The 25,317-nt window shown below is 32.8% G+C and carries 24 protein-coding genes; 15 read left to right on the top strand and 9 right to left on the bottom strand.

Going from position 1 to position 25,317, the window contains the following annotated elements; translation table 11 throughout:
• Positions 1–261 precede the first annotated feature (261 nt).
• Positions 262–2,553, top strand: a complete 2,292-nt coding sequence (locus tag ACZZZI_RS01645) for a GAF domain-containing protein (RefSeq protein WP_316761241.1) — start codon at positions 262–264, stop codon at positions 2,551–2,553.
• A gap of 43 nt (positions 2,554–2,596) precedes the next feature.
• Here ACZZZI_RS01645 and ACZZZI_RS01640 read toward each other — a convergent pair whose 3' ends face one another.
• A complete protein-coding gene (locus ACZZZI_RS01640; protein WP_463488427.1) occupies positions 2,597–4,549 on the bottom strand; it encodes an LTA synthase family protein in 1,953 nt (650 codons plus the stop codon).
• Positions 4,550–4,676: 127 nt separating this feature from the next.
• Positions 4,677–5,276: a GIN domain-containing protein gene (locus ACZZZI_RS01635; protein ID WP_344769097.1), complete on the bottom strand. Its 600-nt coding sequence runs from the start codon at positions 5,274–5,276 to the stop codon at positions 4,677–4,679.
• Between the two features lie 246 nt (positions 5,277–5,522).
• On the opposite strand from ACZZZI_RS01635, the gene ACZZZI_RS01630 reads away from it, so the two are divergent.
• Complete coding sequence (locus ACZZZI_RS01630) at positions 5,523–5,882, top strand: response regulator (protein WP_344769099.1); 360 nt, start codon at positions 5,523–5,525, stop codon at positions 5,880–5,882.
• On the opposite strand, the gene ACZZZI_RS01625 is transcribed toward ACZZZI_RS01630, so the two are convergent.
• Positions 5,883–7,181 (bottom strand): ABC1 kinase family protein, encoded by a 1,299-nt coding sequence (locus tag ACZZZI_RS01625; RefSeq protein WP_344769101.1) that lies wholly within the window; start codon positions 7,179–7,181, stop codon positions 5,883–5,885. It lies immediately after the preceding gene.
• Between the two features lie 6 nt (positions 7,182–7,187).
• Positions 7,188–7,841, bottom strand: coding sequence for a TetR family transcriptional regulator C-terminal domain-containing protein (locus ACZZZI_RS01620; protein WP_344769103.1), 654 nt, complete (start codon positions 7,839–7,841; stop codon positions 7,188–7,190).
• A gap of 222 nt (positions 7,842–8,063) precedes the next feature.
• Here ACZZZI_RS01620 and ACZZZI_RS01615 point away from each other — a divergent pair, with 222 nt between their 5' ends.
• The 3 genes from ACZZZI_RS01615 to ACZZZI_RS01605 are packed head-to-tail and all read left to right on the top strand — an operon-like array spanning position 8,064 to position 9,358.
• Positions 8,064–8,918, top strand: coding sequence for an HD domain-containing protein (locus ACZZZI_RS01615; RefSeq protein WP_463488426.1), 855 nt, complete (start codon positions 8,064–8,066; stop codon positions 8,916–8,918).
• Positions 8,919–8,978: 60 nt separating this feature from the next.
• The gene (locus tag ACZZZI_RS01610) at positions 8,979–9,119 is read left to right on the top strand and encodes a Sec-independent protein translocase subunit TatA/TatB (protein ID WP_316761262.1); all 141 of its coding nucleotides are present in this window, start codon (positions 8,979–8,981) and stop codon (positions 9,117–9,119) included.
• A 50-nt stretch (positions 9,120–9,169) separates the two neighbouring features.
• Positions 9,170–9,358, top strand: a complete 189-nt coding sequence (locus ACZZZI_RS01605; RefSeq protein WP_316761265.1) for a hypothetical protein — start codon at positions 9,170–9,172, stop codon at positions 9,356–9,358.
• Here the strand turns inward: ACZZZI_RS01605 and ACZZZI_RS01600 are convergent.
• The gene (locus ACZZZI_RS01600; protein ID WP_316761268.1) at positions 9,355–9,753 is read right to left on the bottom strand and encodes a hypothetical protein; all 399 of its coding nucleotides are present in this window, start codon (positions 9,751–9,753) and stop codon (positions 9,355–9,357) included. The two genes, ACZZZI_RS01605 and ACZZZI_RS01600, sit on opposite strands and share 4 nt — an antisense overlap.
• Before the next feature lie 329 nt (positions 9,754–10,082).
• On the opposite strand from ACZZZI_RS01600, the gene ACZZZI_RS01595 reads away from it, so the two are divergent.
• Both ACZZZI_RS01595 and ACZZZI_RS01590 read left to right on the top strand, forming a co-directional pair.
• Positions 10,083–13,625, top strand: coding sequence for a PKD domain-containing protein (locus tag ACZZZI_RS01595; protein ID WP_463488425.1), 3,543 nt, complete (start codon positions 10,083–10,085; stop codon positions 13,623–13,625).
• A gap of 4 nt (positions 13,626–13,629) precedes the next feature.
• On the top strand, positions 13,630–14,643 hold the full coding sequence (locus ACZZZI_RS01590; RefSeq protein ID WP_463488424.1) for a PorP/SprF family type IX secretion system membrane protein: 1,014 nt from the start codon (positions 13,630–13,632) through the stop codon (positions 14,641–14,643).
• Positions 14,644–14,710: 67 nt separating this feature from the next.
• Here the strand turns inward: ACZZZI_RS01590 and rpoN are convergent, their stop codons facing one another.
• Positions 14,711–16,183, bottom strand: a complete 1,473-nt coding sequence (gene rpoN / locus ACZZZI_RS01585; protein WP_316761277.1) for an RNA polymerase factor sigma-54 — start codon at positions 16,181–16,183, stop codon at positions 14,711–14,713.
• A gap of 155 nt (positions 16,184–16,338) precedes the next feature.
• Between rpoN and mscL the strand changes: the two genes are divergently transcribed.
• Complete coding sequence (gene mscL / locus ACZZZI_RS01580; protein WP_316761279.1) at positions 16,339–16,728, top strand: large-conductance mechanosensitive channel protein MscL; 390 nt, start codon at positions 16,339–16,341, stop codon at positions 16,726–16,728.
• Between the two features lie 43 nt (positions 16,729–16,771).
• On the opposite strand, the gene ACZZZI_RS01575 is transcribed toward mscL, so the two are convergent.
• On the bottom strand, positions 16,772–17,644 hold the full coding sequence (locus tag ACZZZI_RS01575; protein WP_463488423.1) for a ChaN family lipoprotein: 873 nt from the start codon (positions 17,642–17,644) through the stop codon (positions 16,772–16,774).
• Between the two features lie 130 nt (positions 17,645–17,774).
• Between ACZZZI_RS01575 and ACZZZI_RS01570 the strand changes: the two genes are divergently transcribed.
• The 7 genes from ACZZZI_RS01570 (at position 17,775) to tsaB (ending at position 22,315) form a co-directional block, all read left to right on the top strand.
• Complete coding sequence (locus ACZZZI_RS01570) at positions 17,775–18,542, top strand: LiaF transmembrane domain-containing protein (RefSeq protein ID WP_463488422.1); 768 nt, start codon at positions 17,775–17,777, stop codon at positions 18,540–18,542.
• A 285-nt stretch (positions 18,543–18,827) separates the two neighbouring features.
• Positions 18,828–19,775: a sensor histidine kinase gene (locus ACZZZI_RS01565; RefSeq protein WP_316761287.1), complete on the top strand. Its 948-nt coding sequence runs from the start codon at positions 18,828–18,830 to the stop codon at positions 19,773–19,775.
• Positions 19,753–20,487, top strand: coding sequence for a LytR/AlgR family response regulator transcription factor (locus tag ACZZZI_RS01560; protein WP_316761289.1), 735 nt, complete (start codon positions 19,753–19,755; stop codon positions 20,485–20,487). The genes ACZZZI_RS01565 and ACZZZI_RS01560 overlap by 23 nt, the downstream gene beginning before the upstream one ends.
• 231 nt (positions 20,488–20,718) lie before the next feature.
• A complete protein-coding gene (gene rpmH / locus ACZZZI_RS01555; protein ID WP_010601723.1) occupies positions 20,719–20,877 on the top strand; it encodes a 50S ribosomal protein L34 in 159 nt (52 codons plus the stop codon).
• Between the two features lie 66 nt (positions 20,878–20,943).
• Complete coding sequence (locus ACZZZI_RS01550) at positions 20,944–21,342, top strand: ribonuclease P protein component (RefSeq protein ID WP_463488421.1); 399 nt, start codon at positions 20,944–20,946, stop codon at positions 21,340–21,342.
• Positions 21,326–21,556, top strand: a complete 231-nt coding sequence (gene yidD / locus ACZZZI_RS01545; protein WP_344769121.1) for a membrane protein insertion efficiency factor YidD — start codon at positions 21,326–21,328, stop codon at positions 21,554–21,556. The genes ACZZZI_RS01550 and yidD overlap by 17 nt, the downstream gene beginning before the upstream one ends.
• A gap of 72 nt (positions 21,557–21,628) precedes the next feature.
• Positions 21,629–22,315, top strand: coding sequence for a tRNA (adenosine(37)-N6)-threonylcarbamoyltransferase complex dimerization subunit type 1 TsaB (gene tsaB / locus ACZZZI_RS01540; protein ID WP_463488420.1), 687 nt, complete (start codon positions 21,629–21,631; stop codon positions 22,313–22,315).
• A gap of 1 nt (position 22,316) precedes the next feature.
• Here tsaB and ACZZZI_RS01535 read toward each other — a convergent pair whose 3' ends face one another.
• A complete protein-coding gene (locus ACZZZI_RS01535; protein WP_463488419.1) occupies positions 22,317–23,720 on the bottom strand; it encodes a DUF5723 family protein in 1,404 nt (467 codons plus the stop codon).
• Between the two features lie 27 nt (positions 23,721–23,747).
• The gene (locus tag ACZZZI_RS01530; protein WP_463488418.1) at positions 23,748–25,316 is read right to left on the bottom strand and encodes a hypothetical protein; all 1,569 of its coding nucleotides are present in this window, start codon (positions 25,314–25,316) and stop codon (positions 23,748–23,750) included.
• Position 25,317: the final 1 nt, after the last annotated feature.

Here is a 25,317-nt window from a genome sequence, read left to right as displayed (position 1 = left end):
AACTAAAATGAGTTTTTGAGCGTATTTTAATATAATGATTGTAAAAATAGTATTACGTTTAGCAGACTATTTATCATATTTACTGTTTGTACTTTTGTAGCTAATAAATTATATTTTTTAGTTACCATTAAATTTTACGTCTATAATAAACATATACTCATGAATACCAATGTAATAAAGATTCATAAAAATGAATGTATTGGTTGTCAGGTAAAATCAAACTTGTCTTTCAGACCCTTGGTCAATTATCTGAAAAACAGATTGAAAACCGAAAAAACTGTTAAATCGGAGTTTTATAGATTCTTATTGGAAAAAATCGAGAAAGAAAATGATCTGCTCGGCAATATAACCACACAAGAATTAGCAAAGCATAAAGAAACATTAGAATTAATATTCACCATTCTTACACCTTTAATGGCAAATGAGAATGAAATGTTCTGGGCCTTAAGCACCCCAGTTCCTGATGAGATTTTCTTCAGTACCAATGCATTTTATCAATTTTTCAAAGATCATGATCCTAAATCAAAAGTTAGTCAGGATAATGAACCTTCTGAAAAAAAACAAATCAAATTTATTTATAATTTAATACTGGATAGATTTTACAATTTCACTTCCGTATTAAAGAATGAGATTATTTACGCTCATGTTAATCCTGAAAATAATTTAACCTCTTATTATAATATCCAAAACGACACACAGTTTATTGATATCCAACATAAGGGCGATTTACCTGAGCTTAATTTTGAAGAATTAGCAAAACACTTTCAGGAAGGTACCGAAATGGAATATTTATTTAAAGAGTTATCTTTAAAGAATTTTACTTTTGAAGGTTTTAGTGTAATTTCTATAACTGATGTTACTTTGCAACATGCAATTGATGGCATTAGAAATGCTTTAGTTGATCATAATTATCAAACAGAGGCTTATAATCATGTTATTCAGGCATTAAAAACATTAAGCAGAAATGGTAATATAGAGTTTGGTTTAATGCCATTTTTAACCGTTAATAATAAACTGGTTTTTGATAATCAAGACTTTTCGCAAAGTATGCTTATCAATTCGGCAAAAGCATCAAACTTAGAAGAAGAAGTTTTTTATTCATTGGTTGATAAATACAAAGAAGATCCTCGTCCGATTTTTGTGAGTTCGATTAATGAAGACCAAATGGCTAAAGATCCTTTTTTGAGGGTTTTAAAAGCAGCTGGCGTTTGTTCTTATTCGGTACTGCCAATTTACTATAATACACAGCTGGCAGGGGTTTTAGAAGTTTACTCAAACCAGGAAATAATTGTCGATGATAAAATCTTATCAAGATTACGTCCTGCTATGCCACTTATTGGACAGTTATTTCAATACAGTATAGAAGAATTTAATGCCAAAATGGATGCTGTTTTAATGGATAAGTTTACCGCTTTACAACCGTCGGTGCAGTGGAAATTTAATGAAGCTGTATGGCATTTTATCCAACAGAATAAAGAAAACAAAAAGCATAAGCAAATTGATACCATTACGTTTAAAAATATGTATCCATTATTTGGTGCAATTGATATTCGTAATTCTACGGTTGAGCGTAATCAGGCTTTAAAAGAAGATATGCATGTTCATTTATTGAACATTATTAAAACTTTAAAAGGTTTAAGAAAATTCGTTTACCTGGAGCTTATTGATAAATTAATTTTTAACTGTAACGACTGGATTGTTCGAATAAGCAATGTTGCTTCGAGTAATGAGGAAATGCTGTTAAACGAATTTTTAGCAGCCGAGGTTTATCCTTTCTTCTCTGTTATAAAAGTAAATCATCCAGAGGCGGCAGAAATTGTTGATGATTATTTTGCAGAAATATTACCAGAAACAGGTTTAGCTTACGAAAATAGGAGGAAACTGGAAGTTTCGATGCAACTAATCAATATGGAGGTAAGTCAGTATTTAGAAACTGCACAACAAAATCTTCAAACTTCATATCCATGCTATTTCGCCAAATTTCGAACCGATGGTGTTGAATATGATATTTACATTGGTCAGGATATTGCACCGAATAAGCCCTTCGATTTATTGTATTTAAAGAATATCCGTTTGTGGCAGTTAACATCGATGGTCGAAATTGCTCGTTTATCTAAAAGTTTAATCGGCGAAATGCCAAGGCCTTTAGAAACCACTCAACTGGTATTTATTCATTCAAATTCGATAGATATTAGCTTTAGAAATGATGAGCGTCGTTTTGATGTTGAAGGTGCTTATAATATTAGATATGAGGTAGTAAAAAAACGAATTGATAAAGTACTTATAAAAGGAACTACCGAACGTTTAACGCAGCCTAATAAGATTGCAATGGTTTATTTTAATGCCGATGAAGCTAAAGAATATATTGAGTACATCAAATATTTGCAAGATCAAGGTTATTTAAATGATGATTTGGAGCAGTTGGATTTAGAAGAACTACAAGGTGTTTCTGGTTTGAAAGCACTAAGAGTTGGCGTTAAATATCTCAGTAAAACCAAAAAGAAAGAGTTAGCACAAGCTAAAGCTCAGGATTTAAGCATGAACTTAAATTAATTTTATAGTCTGTAAGGTCTTTAAACCTTACAGACTATAAAATCTAATACCTTAATTTTCCGTCTTTAAAAATATCGAAAGCGGTTTGGTAATTTGCAATAGCCTGATCGGTTAACGCTTTAGGAAAACTTGCTTTTGTTTGCTCGTTTTTAGCTTTATTGTAAATGTAGGTGTCAACTTTTCTATGCGGACTTAAAATCACGAGACTATCGCCACTCATGTAAACCAGTTTTTGATAAGTACCTAAAACAACCCTCGGCTTATAATCTTTATCCAGTACATTCTTACCGTAAAAACTGCTGGTATATTTCCATCCTAATAAACTCCATAATGTTGGGAAGAGATCAATTTGAGAAGTCATTTTATCAATATTCATATCAACTGTATTTTTAAGATTCAGAATCATACAGGGAATTTGATATTTAGAAACATCTATTTCGTTTTTACCTGCGCTACTTGCACAATGGTCTGCCACGATAATAATAACTGTATTTTTAAACCAAGGTTTTGCTTTAATTTTCTTTATAAAATTACCAATTGCATAATCGGTATATCTTACTGCAGCTGCTCTCGTTCCCGAAGGTAAATTGATTTTATGATCGGGGAAGGTGTATGGCCTGTGGTTCGAAGTGGTCATGATGAAATTATTAAACAATTTGTTTGCCTTAAACTTTTCATCGGCATCTTTTAAAACCACATTAAAAATATCTTCATCGCAGATTCCCCACGCATTTTCGAAAGTAACCTCATTATCTTTAATTATGGTTCTCGAGCCATCGTAGGTTTCATCTAGTAATTTTCTGCCCCTATCTACAATATTGTATCCGTTATTGCCGAAAAAGTGATTCATGTTATCAAAATAGCCATCGCCACCGTAAAAGAAAGTATTGGTATAGCCTTTTTCTTTAAAAACATGGCCAACTGTAAAAAGATGCTCATTATCCATTCTTCTAACTATACTACTTCCTGGCGTTGGCGGAATGCAAAGTGTTAAAGCTTCCATACCACGAATAGTTCTTGTTCCAGTTGCGTACATATCGCTAAAGAAAACGCTGTGATTTGCAAGACTATCTAATTCGGGCGTTATATGCTCTTTATTCCCGTATTTTTGCATAAAATCAGCGCTTAAACTTTCCACCGTAATCATTATCAGATTTGGTTTATAAGCTTGGCTGGAATCATTTGTTATCTCTCTTTTTATTGATAATTCATCTTTAGAGAAAGCAACTCCAGTTTCTTTTAATTCGTTTCTTACTAAAGTAAATGCTTCTTTACTGCTAATTAACTTATAGAAATCGGTATAGTTTAATTCGTTGTTTTTAAAGGCAGCAAAAAATGAATAAGTTCCAGCTTTACTTAATTCGTTAGCATATCGGTTGTTACCATTTTCTGCCCAGCTATTTTTAACAAACAAACTAAATATAATAGTAGATATAATTAGTGTTGATGAAATGATTATTCTTTTGTTAAACGGTGTGTTAGCATTAAGGCTGTTTTTGAAGATATTTAGTTTATAAAACAAATACATAATTACTACAGCAAGTAGGAGCATGCCAGTAATTAAAAGAGGTAATGGATAAGATTCGTTTATATTTTGAACAACCTCGTAAGTGTAAATTAAATAATCTACGGCTATAAAATTGAAACGGCTTTCAAATTCCTGCCAAAAGGTTAATTCAGCAAAAAAGGAAAACAAAGTTATTAGTACAAATAGAAACAAGGTTACCCAATTAAATATTATGTTCCATTTTTTTGTATAAAATTTATTTGGAATGATAAGAAGATATAGCGCATAAAAAATGGTAATCAATAATCCTGATCCAATATCAAAAAATAGACCTGTAATATAAATCCTTACAATTTCTAATACTTTAAAGTCAATGTGTTTACTTAGCGATTCTATTAAAAGAATTGTTCTGATTAGAAATGAAAAGGATAGAAAATAAGTAAGAAATGCAAATAGAATAGCAAATCTACCTTTAAATAATTTGGTCATTTGATTAGGAATTTTTGCAAAATACTTTATAATTCTGAAGAAAGACTGAAGTTTGAGTTTTATCCATTTTTTAAAATAAAAAAAGCGATGAAGAAATCCATCGCTTTTAATCTATATGCTGAGTTGATTATTTTATTAATGCAGCTATTTCATTTTCATTTGCTTCTTTTGCACTTATATTTGTTTTCAAAGCTGCAAATCTATCAATTGTTAACTTAGGCGTTTTACCCATTGTTAAAGTGTGGTTATCAGTTGCGCCACTTAATTTTAATTCGGCATTATCATCTATAACGGTGTACAAACCTTCGGTTACAGAATTAATATCTGCATGTGCATTACCTTTTAAAAATATTTGTAAAAATCTAGCTTTCAACTTACCACTACTTCTTACAACAGCATTTTCTGAGGCTTCAATACGGTAAATATCATTTACGTAAACAATTAATTTACATACTTCTTTATCAGTAGAACTGATGCGTAAAATATCACCTTCTTGAGTAATTTTTGCTTTTCCAGTGTTATCGTCGGTATAATTTATACCATCATTTTGTCTTTGTACAAAGGTAACTTCTACATTTCCTTTAACTGATACTCTTTTAAATGAAGCAGGGACCGAAGTTGTTGTTGGTTTCTTTTCAGTATTTTTTGCGCTTGCTGCGAAAATCGAAGTAGTTAAAACGATAGCAGTTAATGATGTTGCGATTAAGGTTTTGATTGAGGTTTTCATAATGCTTTTGTTTATAATTATTTGTTAATTAGTTATTTATGTTTTTTGTGGTGGTTTTGTAGATAAGACGCCGAGAACTAAAAAACGTTGCAAGGTAATTCGTGTTTTTATACAAGCGTATGTAACTAATCGACGAACGGGATTTTAAACCTGACGAACTCGTACAGGAGTTTTTAAAGAATAATAGAATTTACTTCATTATTGTTCTTTTTCTTATCTTTAGAAGAAATTAGTCAATTAGTTGATATGAAGAAAAAGGTTGTTCTTGTTCAGGATAACAAGGATATTTTGGAAATTATGGATCAGGTGTTGGATGATGAAGGATTTGAAGTAACATCTTCTTTGACAACCGAGCCAATAGAAAAAATTGATGAAATAGAACCTGATGTTGTGGTTATAGATGATCACATTAAAGGGACTAAAAAAGGCTCGAAAATAATTAAAGAGCTAAAATCTAATCCAGAAACGGAAGATATATCGGCGATTTTAACTTCAACATCAAACGAGTTACCTCAAATTGCAGAAGAAAGCAAAGCTGATGATTTTATTCAAAAACCATTCGATATTGAACATATGGTTGATGTTGTGAAAAAAAATGCAGAATAATTAGAGAGAAGGCTTAAATGTATCCGTTTTAACAGTTGCTTTCAAATCGTGTAAAATTGTATATAAACCAAAGTTTGTACGATTTACATAAATAAAATGTTTAACTCCTCTTGCTTGTTTAAATTCGGGCATTTTAGCTATTTTTTCACCATACTCATATAATTTCTCGAAAAATTCATTTTTGCTAAAATCAAACGACGCATTAATATAAGGCTTAGCGAAAAGTTCGATCATTTCTTTATACGATTTATAATAGAACTCAATTTGAGTAGGCGTATCATCAGTATGAATCATATCTAGTTTTCTAAAAGCATCAATTGTTTTGGCTTTATCCTGAATAACATCTGTAGAAATTAAAGAGAAAAACGGATTGTAGAAATCTTCAGGCATTTCTTTAATGCAACCAAAATCGATAACCCCTAGCTTTTCATCAGGTGTAATCATAAAATTTCCTGGATGAGGATCGGCGTGTACAGCCCTTAATTCGTGCTGTTGGAAATTATAAAAATCCCATAAAGCTTGTCCTATTTTATTTCTTAATTCTTGTGATGGATTCGTTTTTAAAAACTCTTTCAGGTGTAAACCTTCAATCCAATCCATAGAAATAATTCTTTTTCCTGATAGTTCTGGATAATAAGTCGGGAAAACAACATTATCGAGGTTTTTGCAAGCTTCTGAAAATTCTATGGAGCGTTTAACTTCTAATTCGTAATCGGTTTCTTCGAGTAATCTTTCTTCTACTTCTTTAATATAAATATTTAATTCTCTTTCCGACATGCCAAGCAGGCGGAATGCAAAAGGTTTTACAAGTTTTAAATCAGAAGAAATACTATCGCCAACGCCAGGATATTGTATTTTAACGGCTAATTTTTTACCATTTAAAGTAGCTTGATGAACCTGGCCTATTGAAGCCGCATTTGTAGAGCTAAGGTTAAAACTATCGTAGATGTTTTCTGGCGTTTTACCGAAGCTTTTGGTGAATGTTCTCACAATAAGCGGTCCTGAAAGTGGTGGAGCGTTGTATTGCGATTGCGTAAATTTATCTACGTAAGATTTTGGTAGAATATTTTTATCCATACTTAACATCTGTGCAATTTTTAATGCACTTCCTTTAAGTTCGCTTAACGACTTATAAATATCTGTGGCATTATCTTCGTTTAACTGTTCTCGATCCAAATCTGGATTGAACAATTTTTTTGAATAATGTTTTATGTAATTGCCGCCAATTTGAAAACCTGTTTTAACAAATTTTGCCGAACGTTCTGCCTTTGTAACTGGAATACTTTTTTGCTCTTTCATTTAGTTTTATAAACCCATGCTTTCTTTAAACTTACCATTTCTGCTTAAAAACTTTCCGTATTCAAACAAATTATCGATAGGAGAATGTTGGAACAAATCGAAAGTGACATTAATGCCTTTTTCTATAGCTTCATCTGTTTTTTCAAAGCCATCGCTATCATCATTAACCCAAAAATTTAGTATAAATGCAAATTGAATCCATAGAGCATCCTTATATCTTTTGCTCAAAAATTTACGCTCTGCAAGTTCTCCGCTTTCCAAACCATCATTAATAATTTCTTCAGCAAAATTTTCGAAAATTGGCTTTACGCCTGCAAGTACATTTGGTGTAGAAAACTTGCCTTTAAAGTTTTTTAAGCTATAAATAATAAAACTGCGCTCATTCTTAAGGTTTTCTACATAGCTATAGAAAAATGAAAGTATTTTTTCTCTTGATGAATATTGAAACCAGACTTCTTGTTCCTTAATTTTGGTAATGGTTTCAAAAGTTAATTCGAACCAAATATTTTTTTCTATACTTTCGAAAGAAGCATAAAATTGATAAAATTCTGCTTCGGTAATTTTAAGTTTTTTAACGAAACTATAAACTGATTTAGGCTTCTCGTTGTTTGTTAAAACATAATCGAGATAAGCTTTACGTATTTGCTGAGCAGTTGCCATATACATCTTTTTTACAATTATAACGTTTATATTAAATGCTTGTTTTTTATAAGTAAGTTTTGTTAATCATTGTATTGTAATAATCATTTTCAAAATATTTGAAAGTTAATTGTTGGCTAATTTATTTAGCTTATTTGATTAGTTGTGGATATTTAAATTTTCTTTAAGCTAAAATATTTAGTAATATTGTTTATTGATTTTTTATAGCATAAAGGAGGCGAAATGATACAGGTAAATGATTTTTTATATGGCAAAGCAGAGTTGCCTCAAGTATTTGAAGATATTTTAGCTACTGATGCATTGAAGCGATTGGCGGGTGTACACCAGAGTGGTGCCATTTATTTGGTAAATCCTGATATTTGCCATTCGAGATTGGAACATGCAATTGGTGTAATGATGTTGATTAGGAAACTTGGTGGTTCTGAACTTGAACAAATTGCAGGTTTACTGCACGATGTTTCACACACTGCGTTTTCACATGTTGGTGATTATGTTTTCGAAAATTCGGATGAAGACTATCACGAAAAGGTATTTGCCGAAATTTTATATAAATCTGAAATTCCTGATGTGTTACTAAAGTATGGTTATAGTGTTAATCAAATTCTTTTTGGAACATTTAATATTTTAGAACAACCGCTTCCTGCATTATGTGCCGATCGTTTGGATTATACTTTACGTGATGGGGTTTATGCAGGAATTATATCAAGACAAAGAGCAAAGGAATTTTTAAATGCTGTAATTTTAAAAGATGGGCAGATTGCTGTAAATGCCGAAAATGAAGCTTTCTGGATAAATGAAACTTTTAAAAAATTAAACGATGAGGTTTTTAAACTACCATTACATTTATACGCGAACGGCAAAATGGCTGAATTAATAAAAACCTTTTTGACGAAAGGAATTTTAGAAGAAAGTGATATGTTTAAAACTGATACGATGTTGTTGAACAAAATTAGAAGCACTTTTGAAGGTTACGAGGCCATTAAGGCTATTAAACAGTTGAAAGGTTTTTCAGAATTTATGAGATATGGGGCAGTTCCTAAAGTAAAAGCTAGAACATTAAATGCGTTGCTGGTTTAATTTTGTTTATATTGAAAACACTATTATTCTTTTAACGTATATTACGTCAAAAAATATCTCATGTCGATTATAGAAATTATTTTAATTGGAGTTGTTGTTATTTTAATTTTTGGTGGTAAAAAATTACCAGAATTAATGAAGGGGATAGGTAGAAGCGTTAAAGAATTTAAAGACGCTAAAGACGAACCTCCTGTAAAATAAATAAAAACAATTATTTGGTAATGATGTTCTTATTCTAAGATATAAGTAAAATGGAATTACCCAAAAATATTCGCCCCAATAATGATACTAAAGCCGAAAGTGGTTTAGATAATTGGAATGATCGGCTAGATGAAAATCTTGAACCTGAAGATGAAAATGATGTATCTGCAGATTCAAGAGCAAAAGCTTTTTCCGAAAAATATAAAGATAAAGAAGAGGCCGATGATAGCGGCAACTAAGCTATAGCTCTAAAGCCATACTCTTTAAATTCATCAGGATTTTTGGTTAAATTATAATTGGATAAAATTGAATTTACATTATCTAATATCTCATCTAATTCAATTTTATCATAAAATGAGCCGTTTAGTTTCTCAATAAAAGCATCTAGGCATTTCTTGTCTGATTCGTTTAAATCGTAAATAACCCTTCTTGTTCCATCCTGAATTGCATTACAAATATGTCTTTTCAGAAAAAAGAATGTATTCCTATAATTATATAGTATAAAATCATTTGTGGTTTCTAGTTTTTGCATTCTGAAGTAAGCCGTTTCCATTGCTAAGTAAAACTGAACATCAGTTTTCTCTCCAAATCTTGCTGGGTAAATTTTCTCGATTAAATTTTTATAAGCATTCATAAATACGCATTTAGTTTAAGTGTTAAGACACTTAGGGTGTAAGCAAAAATAAATCGGGATGGTTATACTAAATATTCATCAGCAGACTAGGGGTGTTGTTCTGCTTGAAGAGCGTTTTGTGAATATTGTGTAATAACCCAAACATTAAAATTTTATTAATTTTCGAAAATAATTTTACACCAACCCCTTAGATTTTTACACGAAATAAAATTTATTGTTTAAAAAAGTGTTAATTTTTTGATGTTGCCTTTTGTTGTATATTCTTTAGTAGTATATTGCCTTTCTATATTATTAAAAATGCAAACTATTTCTGAATTAAGTTAATAACAATGAAAAGGGCTATTCTATTAGTTTTTATTGTTGTTTGCTTTCTGCATCCTTATAAAGTTTTTGGGCAAAATGTTTCTAATGAAGGAACAGATTTTTGGTCGATCTTTCCTACACATGTAGCTAGTGGGAATTCGGGAACATCACTTTCTAGCCATGCTGAGTTATCGGTATTTGTTACATCTAAATCTATATCAGAGGTTACGGTAAGTTGTCGCAATTATTCTGAAACGAAAATTATTCCTGCAAATACAGCCATAGAATTTAAGGTTACTTGGGCAGAGGCTTACATTTCTCAATATAATACTGGCTTACCAGATGAAGCAAACCAACTGTTAGCTAATCGTGGTATTCACATAAAAGTAAGCGATGGAAAACCAAAAGTTTCGGTTTATACACATATTTACGCTGGGGCACGATCAGCCGCCTCGTTAATTTTACCGTTTGACACCTTAGGTCAAAATTATTATTCCATGAACTATACGCAATCTGGTCAGGGGAATAATTTTTTGGTTTTGGTGGCTGTTGAAGATAATACAGATTTAATACTACATCGAAAGGATGGGACTAGCTTACCTATCACTTTAAAAAAGGCTGGTGATGCTTACGAATATATGGATGGAAATGCCGATTTAACTGGTGTTTTTGTAGAAACCAATACTACAACTTCATCTTGCAAAAGATTTGCTGCATTTTCTGGTTCATCTGCATTAAGTATTTATTGTACAGGATCTCAAGACCCATTGTATCAGCAATTGTATCCAACAGTAAGTTGGGGTAAAAATTACGGAGTGGTTCCGTTTCCAAATCGAAGGTATATTTTAAGAATATTAGCCCAAGAAGATAATACAAAAGTTACTTACAACGGGCAAACTTTTACTGTAAACAAAGGTCAGTTTATCGAGAGTGATCAATTAACAGAACCCACGTTTATCAATTCAGATAAATTAATCAGTGTAGCTCAATACTCATTAACCCAAGCATGTTCTTCTGTTTCTGGGGGGAATATTACGGGCGATCCTGAAATGGTGATGTTAAATCCAGTAGAATTCAATATAAAAATGGTCACCGTTTTTTCTTCTACCCTTCAAACTATCACAGAAAGATATATTAACGTATTAATGTTAACTAAGAAAGCTTCGAGCTTTAAAATAGATGGAGCTGCACCAACTACTCCTTGGGTTACAATTCCTGGTAATACTCAATATTCTTATAACCAGATTCCTATAACTGGTACCACAAATAATTCGACTTTTAGGAGTTTAACATTAACAGCTGACGATGGCTTTAATGCCACAGCTTATGGTTTTGGACAAGCAGAATCTTATGCTTATTCTGCTGGAACAAATCTTTCTTCAAATAACTATCTAACCGTGGTAGATGAAGTAAAAAAGGAAGAAAGCCCTAATGGATGTGTTGGTCAAGCGATTGATTTTAAAATCAATTTTCCATATCAAGCAGACAAAATTACCTGGACTTTAGATAATGGAAGATCGGATATTACATTAAACCCTATTCCCGAAATTAAAACGGTTAATGGGCAAACTATATACGTTTATAAATATCCAATTAATAAAACTTACACTACTACAGGAGAATATCACTTAAACGTAGTGGCTCATGTTCCAAATAATGCAACAAACTGCCAAAGTGGTGATTTGGAAACGAATTATATTTTTAATATTTATGATTTACCCACTGCTGCTTTCGAAACTGCTTCAACCAGTTGCGCAAAATCTGATGTTGCATTTACTGATAAAAGTTTATCAAATACTACTGATTTTGCAGTAACTAACTGGCTGTGGGATTTTGGAGATGGTTCAACCTCTACTGAGCAAAATCCTAAACATGGGTATGCTAACGAAGGTTCCTATACGGTAAGTTTGTCGGTTAAGGCGGGTACAGGTTGTTACTCTAATGTAGTTACAAAAACAGTTCAAATATTTCCCTTGCCAGTTTCAAAATTTTCATCAACAAGTAACACTTGTACTAATACCGATTATTTAATCACAGATCAATCAACTATTAGCAGCTTGAAAACAGCTAATAAGATTGTAAAATGGACCTGGGATTTTGGTGATGGAACTAAAGTTGATAAAACGGATGGAATACCATTTATTCATCAATATGCTGCCCAAGGCACATTTGTTATTTCCTTAATTACAACATCGGCCGAAGGTTGCATTAGTACCGCTTTTACAAAAAATGTAACCGTTACCATTTTGCCAGTGGCCGATTTCTCTATGCCTGATGTTTGTTTAACAGATGCATTTGCAGTATTTGTTAATAAATCTATAGATGCAACAGGTGGTTCGGGCGCTTTTACTTACGAATGGGATTTTGGAGATGCTGCAAGTTCTACGGCAATTAATCCGAATACCTCGACAGATAAAGATGGAAAGCACAAGTACATAAAATTTGGCGAGTATATCGTTACTTTAAAAATAACAAATGCTAATGGGTGCGTTACAACTAAAACGCAGAAATTTGTCGTAAATGGTGCTGTTCAAAAAGCAGATTTTTCTATTCAAAACATAGATAACCTGTGCAGCAGTCAGGATGTTATAATAAATAATTCATCGGTTGCATTTTTTGGTAAAATTACGAAGATTGTTATTTACAAAGATTATGTAAATGCACCAGAAGTATTTGAAACTATAACGTACCCAACTGCTGATGATATTCCTTTGACCTATCCCGTTTTCGGAGGTAACTTAACTAAAAATTATACCATTCGGTTATTGGCGTATTCCGGAGAATCATGTTTTGAAGAAACTAAGAAAGATATAACACTTAAACCAGTACCAATTTTAGAATTTACAGATATTCCATCTGCGTGCCAGAATGATGTTTCGGTGGTTATAAATCAGGCAAAAGAAACAACAGGAATTTTAGGAAGTGGTACTTACGTTGGAGAGGGAGTTGATGCAGAAGGTAATTTTAATCCTAAAAACGTAAATGTTGGTATGCATATAATCACATATACTTTTTTGGCTTCCAATGGTTGCTCTACATCAATAAGTAAAACTATTAATGTTTATAAATCGCCTACTGCTGATGCTGGTCAAACGCTATATATTCTATCTGGTGGTCAAGTAACAATTCCTGCGGTTGCAGAAGGCGCTGGCTTAACTTACAAATGGAGTCCTTCAGTGGGATTGGATCATGATAATATCCTAAATCCAGTAGCGTTTCCAGAAAAGGATACCGATTATTCGCTGCTCGTAACAACGGCTGAAGGATGTACGGTAACAACATTAATTACAGTAAAAGTTTTGCAGGCATTGGTGCCTCCAAATTCATTTACGCCTAACGGAGATGGGGTTAACGACTTCTGGACTGTAAAATACCTGGAGAGTTACCCAAATGCAACAATTGAAGTTTTTAACCGCAACGGTACAAGGGTATTCTTTAGTAACGGATATAAGGTTCCTTTTGATGGAAATTTTAAAAATGAACCATTACCTGTTGGAGTTTATTACTATATTATCAATCCAAGAAACGGTAGAAAAACTGTAACTGGCCCGCTAACCATAATCAGATAAAAAATTGAAAAGATACATCTTAGTAATTGCGCTATTTATCTCATTTAATGCTTTTTCGCAGCAAAAGCCACAGTATACACAGTATATTTTTAATCAGTATTTGTTAAATCCCGCTTTATCTGGTATCGAAAACTATATTGATTTTAAAGCTGGCTTTAGAAAGCAATGGGCTGGAATAAATGATGCTCCTCAAACGTCTTTTGTTTCTGCGCATTGGGCTTTAGGCGATAACCAGTTATGGAGTAATGCACTAACCTCGTTTCCAGAACAAACAGGAAACCCAATGGATAGAAATTATACGCAGAATTATACTTCATCTCCTGCACATCATGGCATGGGTGTAACGGTTGTTCAGGATAAGGCTGGTCCGTTATCCAGAATTGATGCAAATGTTACATACGCTTACCATTTGCAGTTAAGTAACGATTTTAATTTATCAGTTGGTGCAGCTGCAGGGGTTTCGAGTATTAAGCTCGATGTAAATTCACTCACTTTTCCTGATACACAAGTAGATCCTGCAATTTCAAATACTATAGTAAACCAGTTAAGGCCAGATTTAAGTGTTGGAATTTGGTTATACGGGGCAAGGGTTTTTGCAGGCTTATCGGCACAACAAGTTTTATCGCAAAAATTAAGTTTTACCAATTCTGATGCATATAATACAGGAAAAGAGGTTCCTCATTACTTTGCTACAGCTGGTTATAAATTCTTTTTGGATGATCAGATTGCTGCAATTCCTTCAATTATGGTAAAATACGTACAGCCATCACCAGTATCGGTAGATTTAAACATGAAAATAGCCTTCAAAGATAAAATATGGTTAGGTGGAAGCTACCGCAAAGATGATTCTTTTTCTGCAATGGCAGGTTTTAACATTGGCAAAATGGTTAACCTAACATATTCTTACGATTTTACAACTTCAGATTTGAATACAGTTAGTAACGGCAGCCACGAAATTGTATTAGGCTTATTGCTAAACAATATCTACAAAGTGCCTTCTTATATTAAAATGTGGTAATTGGGTTGGGCAACGTTCGGTTCGTTAGTTTTATTGAAAGCTAAACAACTAATAACCAAAAAACTAGTTAAAGCTCTTTTCTCAATCTTGCTACTGGAATATTCATTTGCTCGCGATATTTTGCAACCGTTCTTCTGGCAATGTTATAACCGCGTTCTTTTAAAATCTCTGTAAGCTTTTCATCGGCAAGAGGCTTACGCTTATCTTCATTTCCAATACAATCTTCCAGGATTTTTTTAACCTCTTTATTCGAAACTTCTTCACCATTCTCGGTTTGAATCGCCTCAGAAAAGAAAGATTTTAGTAAAAACGTACCAAATTCAGTTTGAACATATTTAGAGTTTGCTACCCTTGATACGGTAGAAATATCCATATCGATTTTATCTGCAATGTCTTTTAAAATCATTGGGCGCATTTTACGTTCATCAGCAGTTAAAAAATATTCGTACTGATAATGCATAATTGCATTCATAGTTTTAAGCAAAGTTTGTTGTCTTTGTTTAATGGCATCGATAAACCATTTCGCAGAATCTAGCTTTTGCTTAACAAACTGAACGGCTTCTTTAAGTTTTTTATCTTTTGCCGAAGCTTTATCGTAATGTTCGAACATTTCCTGGTAAGAACGACTTACCTTAAGCTCTGGTGCATTTTTAGAGTTTAGCGTCAAAATCAATATACCATCGTTATTGCTGATATGGAAATCAGGAATAATTTGCATTTGTTTAGTTGTAACCTGATTTGCATCGCCTGGTTTTGGGTTAAGACGAAGAATTTCGTTTACAACTTCTTTAAGCTCTTCGCTATCTAAACCTAAGCTTTTCTCTAATTTATCGTAGTGTTTGCGGGTAAATTCATCAAGGTAATTTTCAACCACGTTCATAGCTTTAACTATAATCGGGTTGCTGGCATCTTTCCTTTTTAATTGAATTAATAAACATTCTTTTAAATCTCTGGCGCCAATACCTGGAGGATCAAAACTTTGAATTAGCCTCAACATTTCCAAAACATCTTCCTCTTCAACCATAACATTTTGAGAAAATGCCAAATCATCAATCATAGAGCTTAAAGGACGACGTAAATAACCATCATCATCCAAACTTCCAATAATTTGTTTACCAACGATAAAATCTTGATCAGATAATGGAATTAAATCAAGTTGTTCCTGAAGGCTTTCGAAAAAAGTACTTTCAATAGCTATTGGAGTTTCTTTTTTCTCCTCATCATCATCACCATTATTATAATTTGTACTATAATCGTTGGTATTGTCGTCTTGCAGATAATCATCTACATTAAACTCATCTGTGCTATTATCATCTGATGATTTTTCGTAATCATCAGGTCCATCGTTTAAATCATCATATTCACCCTTAGGCTCTTCTGCGGTCATTAAGCTTGGATCTTCAAGCGCTGGATTTTCTTCAAGTTCTTCTTTTACTCGGGTATCTAAAGCAACGGTTGGCACCTGCAACAACTTTATAAATTGTATTTGCTGAGGAGATAATTTTTGTAATAATTTTTGTTGTAGGTGTTGCTTTAGCATATTATATAAAGAATTGGAGCAAAAATAAACAAATCATCTCAGATATTTCTTAGAATTAATATCAAAGCAACATAGAATTTGGTTTAAATAATGCGAATTGGGTTTGTTTTTAGACTTTTGTTTATTAATTTCGTTACAAATAAACATTAAACAACATGGGATTTATAAAAGAATTTAAAGATTTTGCAGTTAAAGGAAATGTACTTGATTTAGCTGTCGGTGTAATTATCGGAGCTGCATTTGGTAAAATTGTTAGCTCTTTAGTTGAAGATATTATTACGCCTGCTGTACTGGGCCCTGCATTAAAAGCTGCTGGCTTGGAGGATTTAAGTAAACTTACTATTGCTGGAACAGCAATTAAGTATGGAAACTTTTTATCACAGGTAATCTCATTTATTATTGTTGCTTTGGTGCTTTTTTTAATTATTAAGGCTGCAAACAACTTGAAGAAGAAAGAAGCGGCTGCACCTACTGCTCCGCCAGTACCAACAAAAGAAGAAATTCTTTTAACAGAAATAAGAGATTTGCTTAAAACTAAAGCATAAAATAAAAAATCCGCTGGTTATTGTTGCCAGCGGATTTTTTTTGCTAAAAACTTCTTTTAATTTTTGGATTGGTGATGATAATGTAATCGCCTAAATTTTTAAATTTATCCCATTCAGGATTATCAAAATTTTCATCAGAGAAGGATGAAATGTTTAGAATTTGCAGTTTAGGGGAGTATTTTTGAAGTTTAGCCAGTGTGCCAAGTTTTTCATCGCTATGAAAGCGCCCGTTTAACTGGAGAATTTTAAAGCCTTTGTGAAGCTTGCTAAACTTATTTATAGACCAGGCCATTGTTGCATCCCAAAAGTTTTGCGTTTGATAAACCTTCATGGCGCCCATACTGTGCCCGCCCAATAAATCGGTAAATTTCTCATTATATCTGCCAGTAGCAGTATCGATTGGTAAAGGAGGTAGAAATGATAGAGCGGTTTTTGGAAAGTTTTTTAAAGCTTCTAAGCCATTTTTAGTAACGGCATTACTATATCTTGTGGCGGCATTAGCTCCAATTACATCAATTTTATGCTCTTTTGCATATTCAACTAAAGGTCTGTAATCTTTATAGTTTGGCCAGGCTCTTCCTTCTTTTATAAAATTCTTTTCTGAGATCAAACCAGCCAGGTATTCATCAACAACAGGTTGGATATCAGTATGAAACATTTCCAACGTTAAGGCTGTTTTTTGAGGATATTTTTCGCTTAATTTCTTGAAAATTTCTACTTCTAAATAATGTCCAATCGAGTCATTATGTTCTTCGCCAAAAAATAGAACATCAGATTTATCCATATCCGCGATTATATCATCGACAGCAATAAGCTTCTGTTTTTTTACATCGTAAATTTTATAATTGCTCTTGATATCCTGAGCATACAGGTTGGCAGAGATAAATGAGACAAGTAGTAATGCTAAAAATTTCATGCTGTCAAAATACTAAAATATTTTTCACCGATGAAATTTAGCAACTCACCGCCTTTTAGCTGTTTTTTAAAGTATACATATATATGCAGTACTACATTATGGATATTTTTGGTTATTAATAATTGCACAAATGGAAAATTCAAATAATAATAATGTAACCAATAACCGTTCTGGCAGAATGATCAACGGTTTGGTAATTGTTTTCATCGGTCTCGCATTTCTTTTAGATAATGTTGGCTTCGATGTTCCGCATTGGGTGTTTAGCTGGCACACACTTTTAATTGTAATTGGCCTTTTTGTTGGAGCCAGACGTAATTTTAAAGGTGCTGGTTGGTTAATTATGGTATTAATTGGAAGTTATTTTACCATCGACGATATAACAGGGTTAGATTTTGATGCTTCGAAATATGCCTTAGGAATAGGCTTGGTAATTTTAGGTGGCTATTTAATCTTTAAACCAAAAGGTGATTTAAGATTTAGAAGAAGAAATCGACTTGCTGATAATTTTGGCTCTGGTACAGAAAGCACAAATCCGGTTCAAGATAAAAACGCAAATAGCCAGGATTTTGTTGAAGCAACTGCCGTTTTTGGCGGAAGTAACCAAATAATATATTCTAAAAATTTAAAGGGCGGAGATATAACAGTTGTTTTTGGAGGTGCTGACGTTAATTTAACGCAGGCAGATTTTAATGATAGCGCCACATTCGATGTTACTGCAGTGTTTGGAGGCGTGAAATTAGTAGTTCCACAAAACTGGATTATCAAAGCGAATGTAACGCCGATATTTGGAAGTATCGAAGATAAAAGAGGTCATTTAATTCCGACTGGAGAAGTTCAGAAAACTTTAATAATTGATGGAACAGTAATGTTCGGAGGCATAGAAATTAAAAGCTTTTAGCAATAATTGGAGTCAACTGCAATTGAGGTAGTAAAACAAATAATTGCCAAATATGTGAAACTGAAGATGGGTTAGAGATAAGTTCGAAGATTTGGAAATAAAATCGATTGAAGCTTATCTGAAAATTTAGAATACCGAATAAAAACTTTACCTAAACTAAACTCATAAGTTTTGACAACAAGACCGTTATCAGTCCCGCAAATTCAAAAAACATCCCTCGGATTTGCCATAGCGTGGACTATACTATGTGGAGTAGGACTTCATTATGTGGTAAATTTTTCGTGGATGATATCTTTTACAGATAGTGTTATTAATAATGCTTTACTGGCAATTGCCTGTGTGAGTATCAGCAATATGCTGGGCTACTATCAGCCTAAAAATGAACGAATTCTTTATGTTTTGGTTGTTACACTTGCTTTAACCTTCGTAATAATTTATGCAGCAAAGTATAGTTTGGGTTACGTGTTTACAGATTTTAAGAATTATCTGGATTTTTATAATTTCTCATTCGCCTTTCGGGGCCTAATCTCTTTCATGTGTTTGGGTTGGTGTGCTTTGGCAAACATTTTATGGTACCGCTTAGAAGAACAATCTGAAACTCAAACCCGACTTTTAACTGCACAAAGCTTGGCTAAAGAAGCTGAACTTAATAAATTAAGACATCAACTACAGCCACACTTCTTATTTAATAGTTTAAATTCTGTTTTTGCTTTAACTATGGTGAATCCAAAAGAAGCAGGCGTAATGATTACTAAATTAGCATCCTTTTTACGTGGTACACTAAAACGTGATGACGAATTATGGGTTTCTGTGGAGGAAGAAATGGAATACATTCAACTCTATTTAGATATTGAAAAAGTACGTTTTAGCCATAGATTAAAAATTGAAGTTAATGTAGATGATGAAACTTTAAACCTTTGTTTACCTGGTACATTACTGCAGCCAATTGTAGAAAATGCAATAAAATTCGGCCTTTATAATACATCGGCCGGTATAACCATTAAAATTGATGTTACGGTTGAACAAGACATTTTAAACCTACGAGTGCAAAACCCCTTCGACCCAGAGATGAAAGCTACAGGTGGAACTGGATTTGGTTTAACTGCTATTAAACGAAGATTATATCTGTTGTTTGCAAATCCACATTTATTGCAGACAGAAATTGAGGCAAATAATTTATATATTACAACCCTAAAAATTCCTCAAAAAAATGATCAGGACTATATTAATTGATGATGAGCCTTTAGCAAGAGATATTGTAAAATATTATCTTTCTGAACATAAGGAAATAGAAATTGTTGCAGAGTGCTGCGATGGTTTTGAAGGCCTAAAAGCAATTACACAGTATAAGCCAGATTTAATTTTTCTTGATATTCAAATGCCTAAAATAAGTGGTTTTGAAATGCTTGAATTGGTTGAGGACAAGCCTGCTGTAATTTTTACTACTGCTTTTGATGAGTTTGCAATAAAGGCCTTTGAGGTTAATGCTGTTGATTATTTGTTGAAACCTATTGATAAAACCCGTTTCGATCTGGCTATTCAGAAATTACCTGCGAGATTAAATCAAAGCGAAAATACTGAAGCTGTTTTGGATGCGGCGGCGAAAAGTCCGGCACAAAATAATAGGGTAGTAGTTAAAAAAGATGGAGTTATTAAGATTATCCCTGTTGCCGATATTAATTATTTAGAAGCAGATGATGACTATGTGAAATTAAGTACTACTGATGGGGCGTTTTATAAAAATAAAACCATGGCTTATTTCGAACAAACGCTAGATGCTGGCCAGTTTATACGCATACATCGTTCTTACATAATAAATTTAGCCCAGGTAACTAAAATAGAATTGAAAGAAAAAGATAGTTATGTAGTGCTGCTTAAATCGGATATTTGGCTGCCTGTGAGTAAAACGGGCTATGTGAAATTAAAAGCCGCTTTGGGTTTATAGGCAATATGCAACTTTAAATAGTAGCAGGAACAGTTTTTATTAAACCCGACTTTAGCGAGAAAGCCCCGATTTTTTCGGGCTTGAAGCGTAGGCGGGGCTACATTTTAAAAAGAATTACTACATTTGATTTTCGAATAGAAAAATAATAATTAAACAGACTTGCAATTGTAGAGAAATCGCTTTATATTTGCACCTCTTAATTTTGAAATTATAATAAGATAATATACAGTCATGAAAAGAACATACCAACCTTCGCAAAGAAAGAGAAGAAACAAACACGGCTTCCGCGAAAGAATGGCAACAGCTAACGGCAGACGAGTATTAGCATCACGTCGTGCTAAAGGAAGAAAAAGATTAACAGTTTCTGACGAACGCAAGCATAAAGCATAATTTTTGATTGCTTTTCCGTTAATTCGGAATTGGCAGATCAAATCTGCAATTATCAATCAAAAGTATATGTACACATTCAGAAAAGAAGAACGGTTATGCAGCAGGAAATATTTAGACCTGTTGTTTAAAAACGGTTCTTCTTTTTTATTATACCCATTTCGGGTTTCTTATCTCTTTATTGATGAACCAGCCGAGGTTCAGGCTCAGGTGGTTATCAATGTCCCAAAGAAGAGATACAAAAGGGCGGTTGATCGCAATTTGCTTAAACGCAGAATTCGAGAGGCTTACAGGCTGAATAAAGAAGAAAATTTCTATACTCCATTACCAACTGACAGAGGTTTGCTTTTGTTTTCTATACAATTTGTTGGTAAAGATAAGTACGAGTTTGTGTTTATTCAGAAAAAACTGATTGCTACTTTTAAGCGTTTTCAAAGTTTAATTCAATCTGATGAAGCTAATCAATAAAATTTTTGGTTGGTTTTTTTTAGGCTTGATAAGGGTTTATCAATACGCGATTTCGCCAATGCTTGGCGCTAATTGTAGGTTTACGCCAACGTGTTCGCAATATGGAATAGAAGCAATAAGAAAACACGGCCCGTTTAAGGGCGGGTGGATGGCTTTAAAAAGAATTGGTCGTTGCCATCCATGGGGTGCTCATGGCCATGATCCTGTACCTTAAATTATTGTCAAATTAGATTTATTCTTTTATATCTCCATTAACCATTTTCCATTTCTTTAATATCTTTGCATTATGGCTAAAATACTTCAAATAGAAACTGCTACGGCTGTTTGTTCAGTTGCTTTATCGATTGATGGTAAAACTGTTTCTATAAAAGAAGAGAGCGGTCAGAACCTTCATGCAAGCAATTTAACCTTGTTTATTGAAAGTGTAATGCAGGATTCAGAACTTAATCTGAGCGATTTAGATGCAATTGCAATTAGTAAAGGTCCTGGTTCTTACACAGGCTTGCGCATCGGCGTTTCTACTGCAAAAGGCTTATGTTACGCTTTAGATAAGCCTTTAATTGCTATCGAAACTTTAAAAATGATGGCTGCTGGATTTGTTCTCGAAAAACCAGATTATGAAGGTTTAATATGCCCGATGATTGATGCGAGAAGGATGGAAGTATACACAACTGTTTTAGATGGAAATCTGAACGTACTGGAAGAAACATCAGCAAAAATAATAGACGAACAAAGTTTTTCAGAATTATTATCTAATTATAAAATTACCTTTTTAGGTGATGGTGCAGCTAAATGTGCTGATGTATTAAACCATCCTAATGCTTTATTTAGTGATTCGAATTTTAATTCTGCAGGCAATATGTCTTCACTAGTATTAAATGCCTTTACGCACGCTAATTTTGAAGATGTGGCATACTTTGAGCCTTTTTACTTGAAGGATTTTGTTTTAACTCAGCCTAAAAAGAAGGTTTAAACTATTTCTTTTTAAAGATAGAAAATAAGCTTTTAAAGAAACTTCCTCCTTCATTGTCGTTGATACCTGGCATTACATCACTAAACTGAGGGTGATTGACAATGTTTCCAAATTTAATGCCCACCCCCATGTAAAAAGATGCACCAATAGAACCATTTAAGGTTGCATCATTTTTTATTATTGATTTTGCAGTGCTTGCTGATGAAATTAAGTTATCGGTACCCATAAAAAGTTCGAAGTTAGGGGTTTGATATTTACCCTGTAAGCCAACCATAAATACGTTGTTCAGATTGTATAAAGGCGTAACACTTCCAGCTAAATTATTGTATTTGAATGTGTTGATAAAGGCAATATCGCCACCTCTATAGAATAGATTTTTTGAAACAGCCAAAGCTGGTTGGTAGAAACCGTAGGTTTTAGAAAGGTAAACATCGGCTTTAGCATTAGTTAAGGCTGTAAATTTACCTGGTTGCTCCCTTAACTCGAATATATCTCTGATTTCTTGGTTTGTATTGCCTTGGTTTTGAAGATCTGTTATGGTTTTACTTGTATTAACTGTTGTTTGTTGAGTGTTGTTACGCCACCAAATAAACCCCAAATCTTTAATGTTAGCCATCAAAAATAGTCCTTTTTTAGTGGTGTAGTTTGTACTAAAGCCAATTGAAACACCAGGGTTTTTAAAAGTTGGTATAACTGTATTTCTGGTAATTTTATTCTGATCGTTAAAGTTGCTTGAATATGTGCCTGCAAGACCAATATCCAGGTAATCATTTTCAGGATCGAGATACAGGCGTGAATCCGAAATGTTTAAATCATTGTAAATAATGCCGCTCAATAAACTTGCTTTCACTCCAAATGCTAATCTTTTGTTATAATTTTCGCGATAGGTAAAACTAAACTGATGATAAGATTGCTGATAACCTTTTGTATCAAATATGCCTGTTAAAAGGGTTTGAGTAGGAAATCTTCTATAAGAGTCGAAGATAGCAAGAGTTTCATTTGTGTAATCTATTTGAGAATCTGTTCTGATTTGCCAGGCAAAACCCATTTCTTTTTGGTATTTATACGATTGGAAAATGCGAAGCGTAAGAACATAAATATTACTATTTGCGTAGAGGTGATTAATTTCTCCTGTATTTATTGGTAAAGTTCTGGTATCGTTTGTTCCATCTACAATCAAGCGTCTAACTACTGATTCTGCATTACCGCTGTTTGCACCATTTACTCCAAAATAAGGTAAAAAAAAGTTTGAAGAAAATCTGCGGGAAGAATCTAAAGTAAACGATTTTTGAGAAGGGTTTTCAAAGGCATCAAACATTGTTTTCGTTCCGAAAAGTGCATACTGCTGACTGTATAACTTTTGAAACGATGCCAACAAAATTACAATAAGTAAAGTTTTCTTCATGAAATTGGTTTCTTAGCTTAATTTAATTTAACGGTTGCTTAACGAATCTGGTATTTGTTGTTCTAAATATTTGTTTAAAAGCATGTTAGTGATAAATTTATTTTTATCTGCACTCATCTGATAGTAAAAAGTATCGAAATTTTTCAATCCGCTATCTGCCCTTAAATGCTTGTAAAATGGTAACAAAATATTGTTTCTGAAAATATCTGACGAATTATTTGTACTAATATAATAACCAATATTTGAAGTTGTAGAAATTTGATTTAGCGCATTAATGTATTTTGGTGTTTGGATGAGTAATCGGTTGTTTTTATAGCTGGTTAAAAAAGCCTGTACAGTGCTGGCATTATTTGCAAAAACCAAATTGTTATCGATTATTGTGTAATAAGGTCTTCCAAATTTTTTAAATGGTTCGCCAAAGAAATTGTATAATATATCCGATGATTTAAATATTTTAATTTCATCACTATAATCAGCACTTACATCCAAAAGAAGTTGTTTAACTTTTTCTCCATTAGATAACGCAATTGCGCCTAGTTTTTCGCTTGTGCTTAATTGGAAACTTATAAATTGATTTTTAACATAAGGGAGGAAAATGCTATTTAAATCTACCCGATACTCATCCTTAACTGAGTTTATAACCGAAGCTATTTTTTTTGTTTCACCTTTAATAGTTTGCCAATCTTGTAGTTTTTTAAACCAGTTTTTGTACTCATCGTAGGCATATACAGCGTAATTCGCAGTATTACTTGGCAGTAAATTAGTAATACTTATACTTTGTGCTGCTACATTCTCGAATAGTTTTAAATAATTATCGTTAGCCGTTATTTCGGTATTTCCGTTGAATAAAATTTTCTCTTTACTGAAATTGTAGTTTAAAGATGCAAAGCTATTTTGGTTGTTAAGCAATGAAATTTCTCCATTTATATTGCCTGCTATAATATTTTTTAATAATAAAGGAGCCTGATTGAAATTGATATATAAATGCGCTAATACATTTTTATTGAGCAAATTATTTTGTTTAATGTACTCTGTAAATGGGTTTTCGTCTAATCTAACGGCTGCATCCATAATTAGTTTTTTTGATGTGGAAGCTGTTAGCACCTGGTCTTTAACGCCTAAAAAAACTGTTAAACTGTCATTAAATTTTATGGTGTAATTTTCATCTGATTCTTTATTCAGTACTTTTTTTGATTTTAAGTTTTCGTAAAACTGTTTGAAATTTTTATCAGCCTTGATTTGAATGGTAAGTAAAAAATTTAAGGTTTTATTTTCATCAGGTAGAATGCTTAAATATACCTGCTGATCTCTTAAAAAGCTATTTAAGGTATTGTCGCTAACAATATTTTCCTTGAAATTGGTTAATAGTTCAGTTTTTTGCTTGCCTAAAACTTGCTGTAATAAGCCTTGTCCTTCGATAATCTGGTAAAAACTTTTGTCATTTTCGAAAGCGAAAATTAACGCAGCATTATTTGTTGCAGATTGTAGAGCCAAATCTTTAGCATTGTTCTCATTGTTCAATTTAGAAAAATAGATGTAAGCCAAAAAGCCAACACCTGTAATCAATGCAATTAATAGAACTAGTATTTTTTTCATC

Source organism: Pedobacter sp. AC190 (assembly GCF_979258025.1).
Note: the sequence above shows the minus strand (reverse complement) of the source record. Positions and strands in the feature narration are given on the sequence as shown.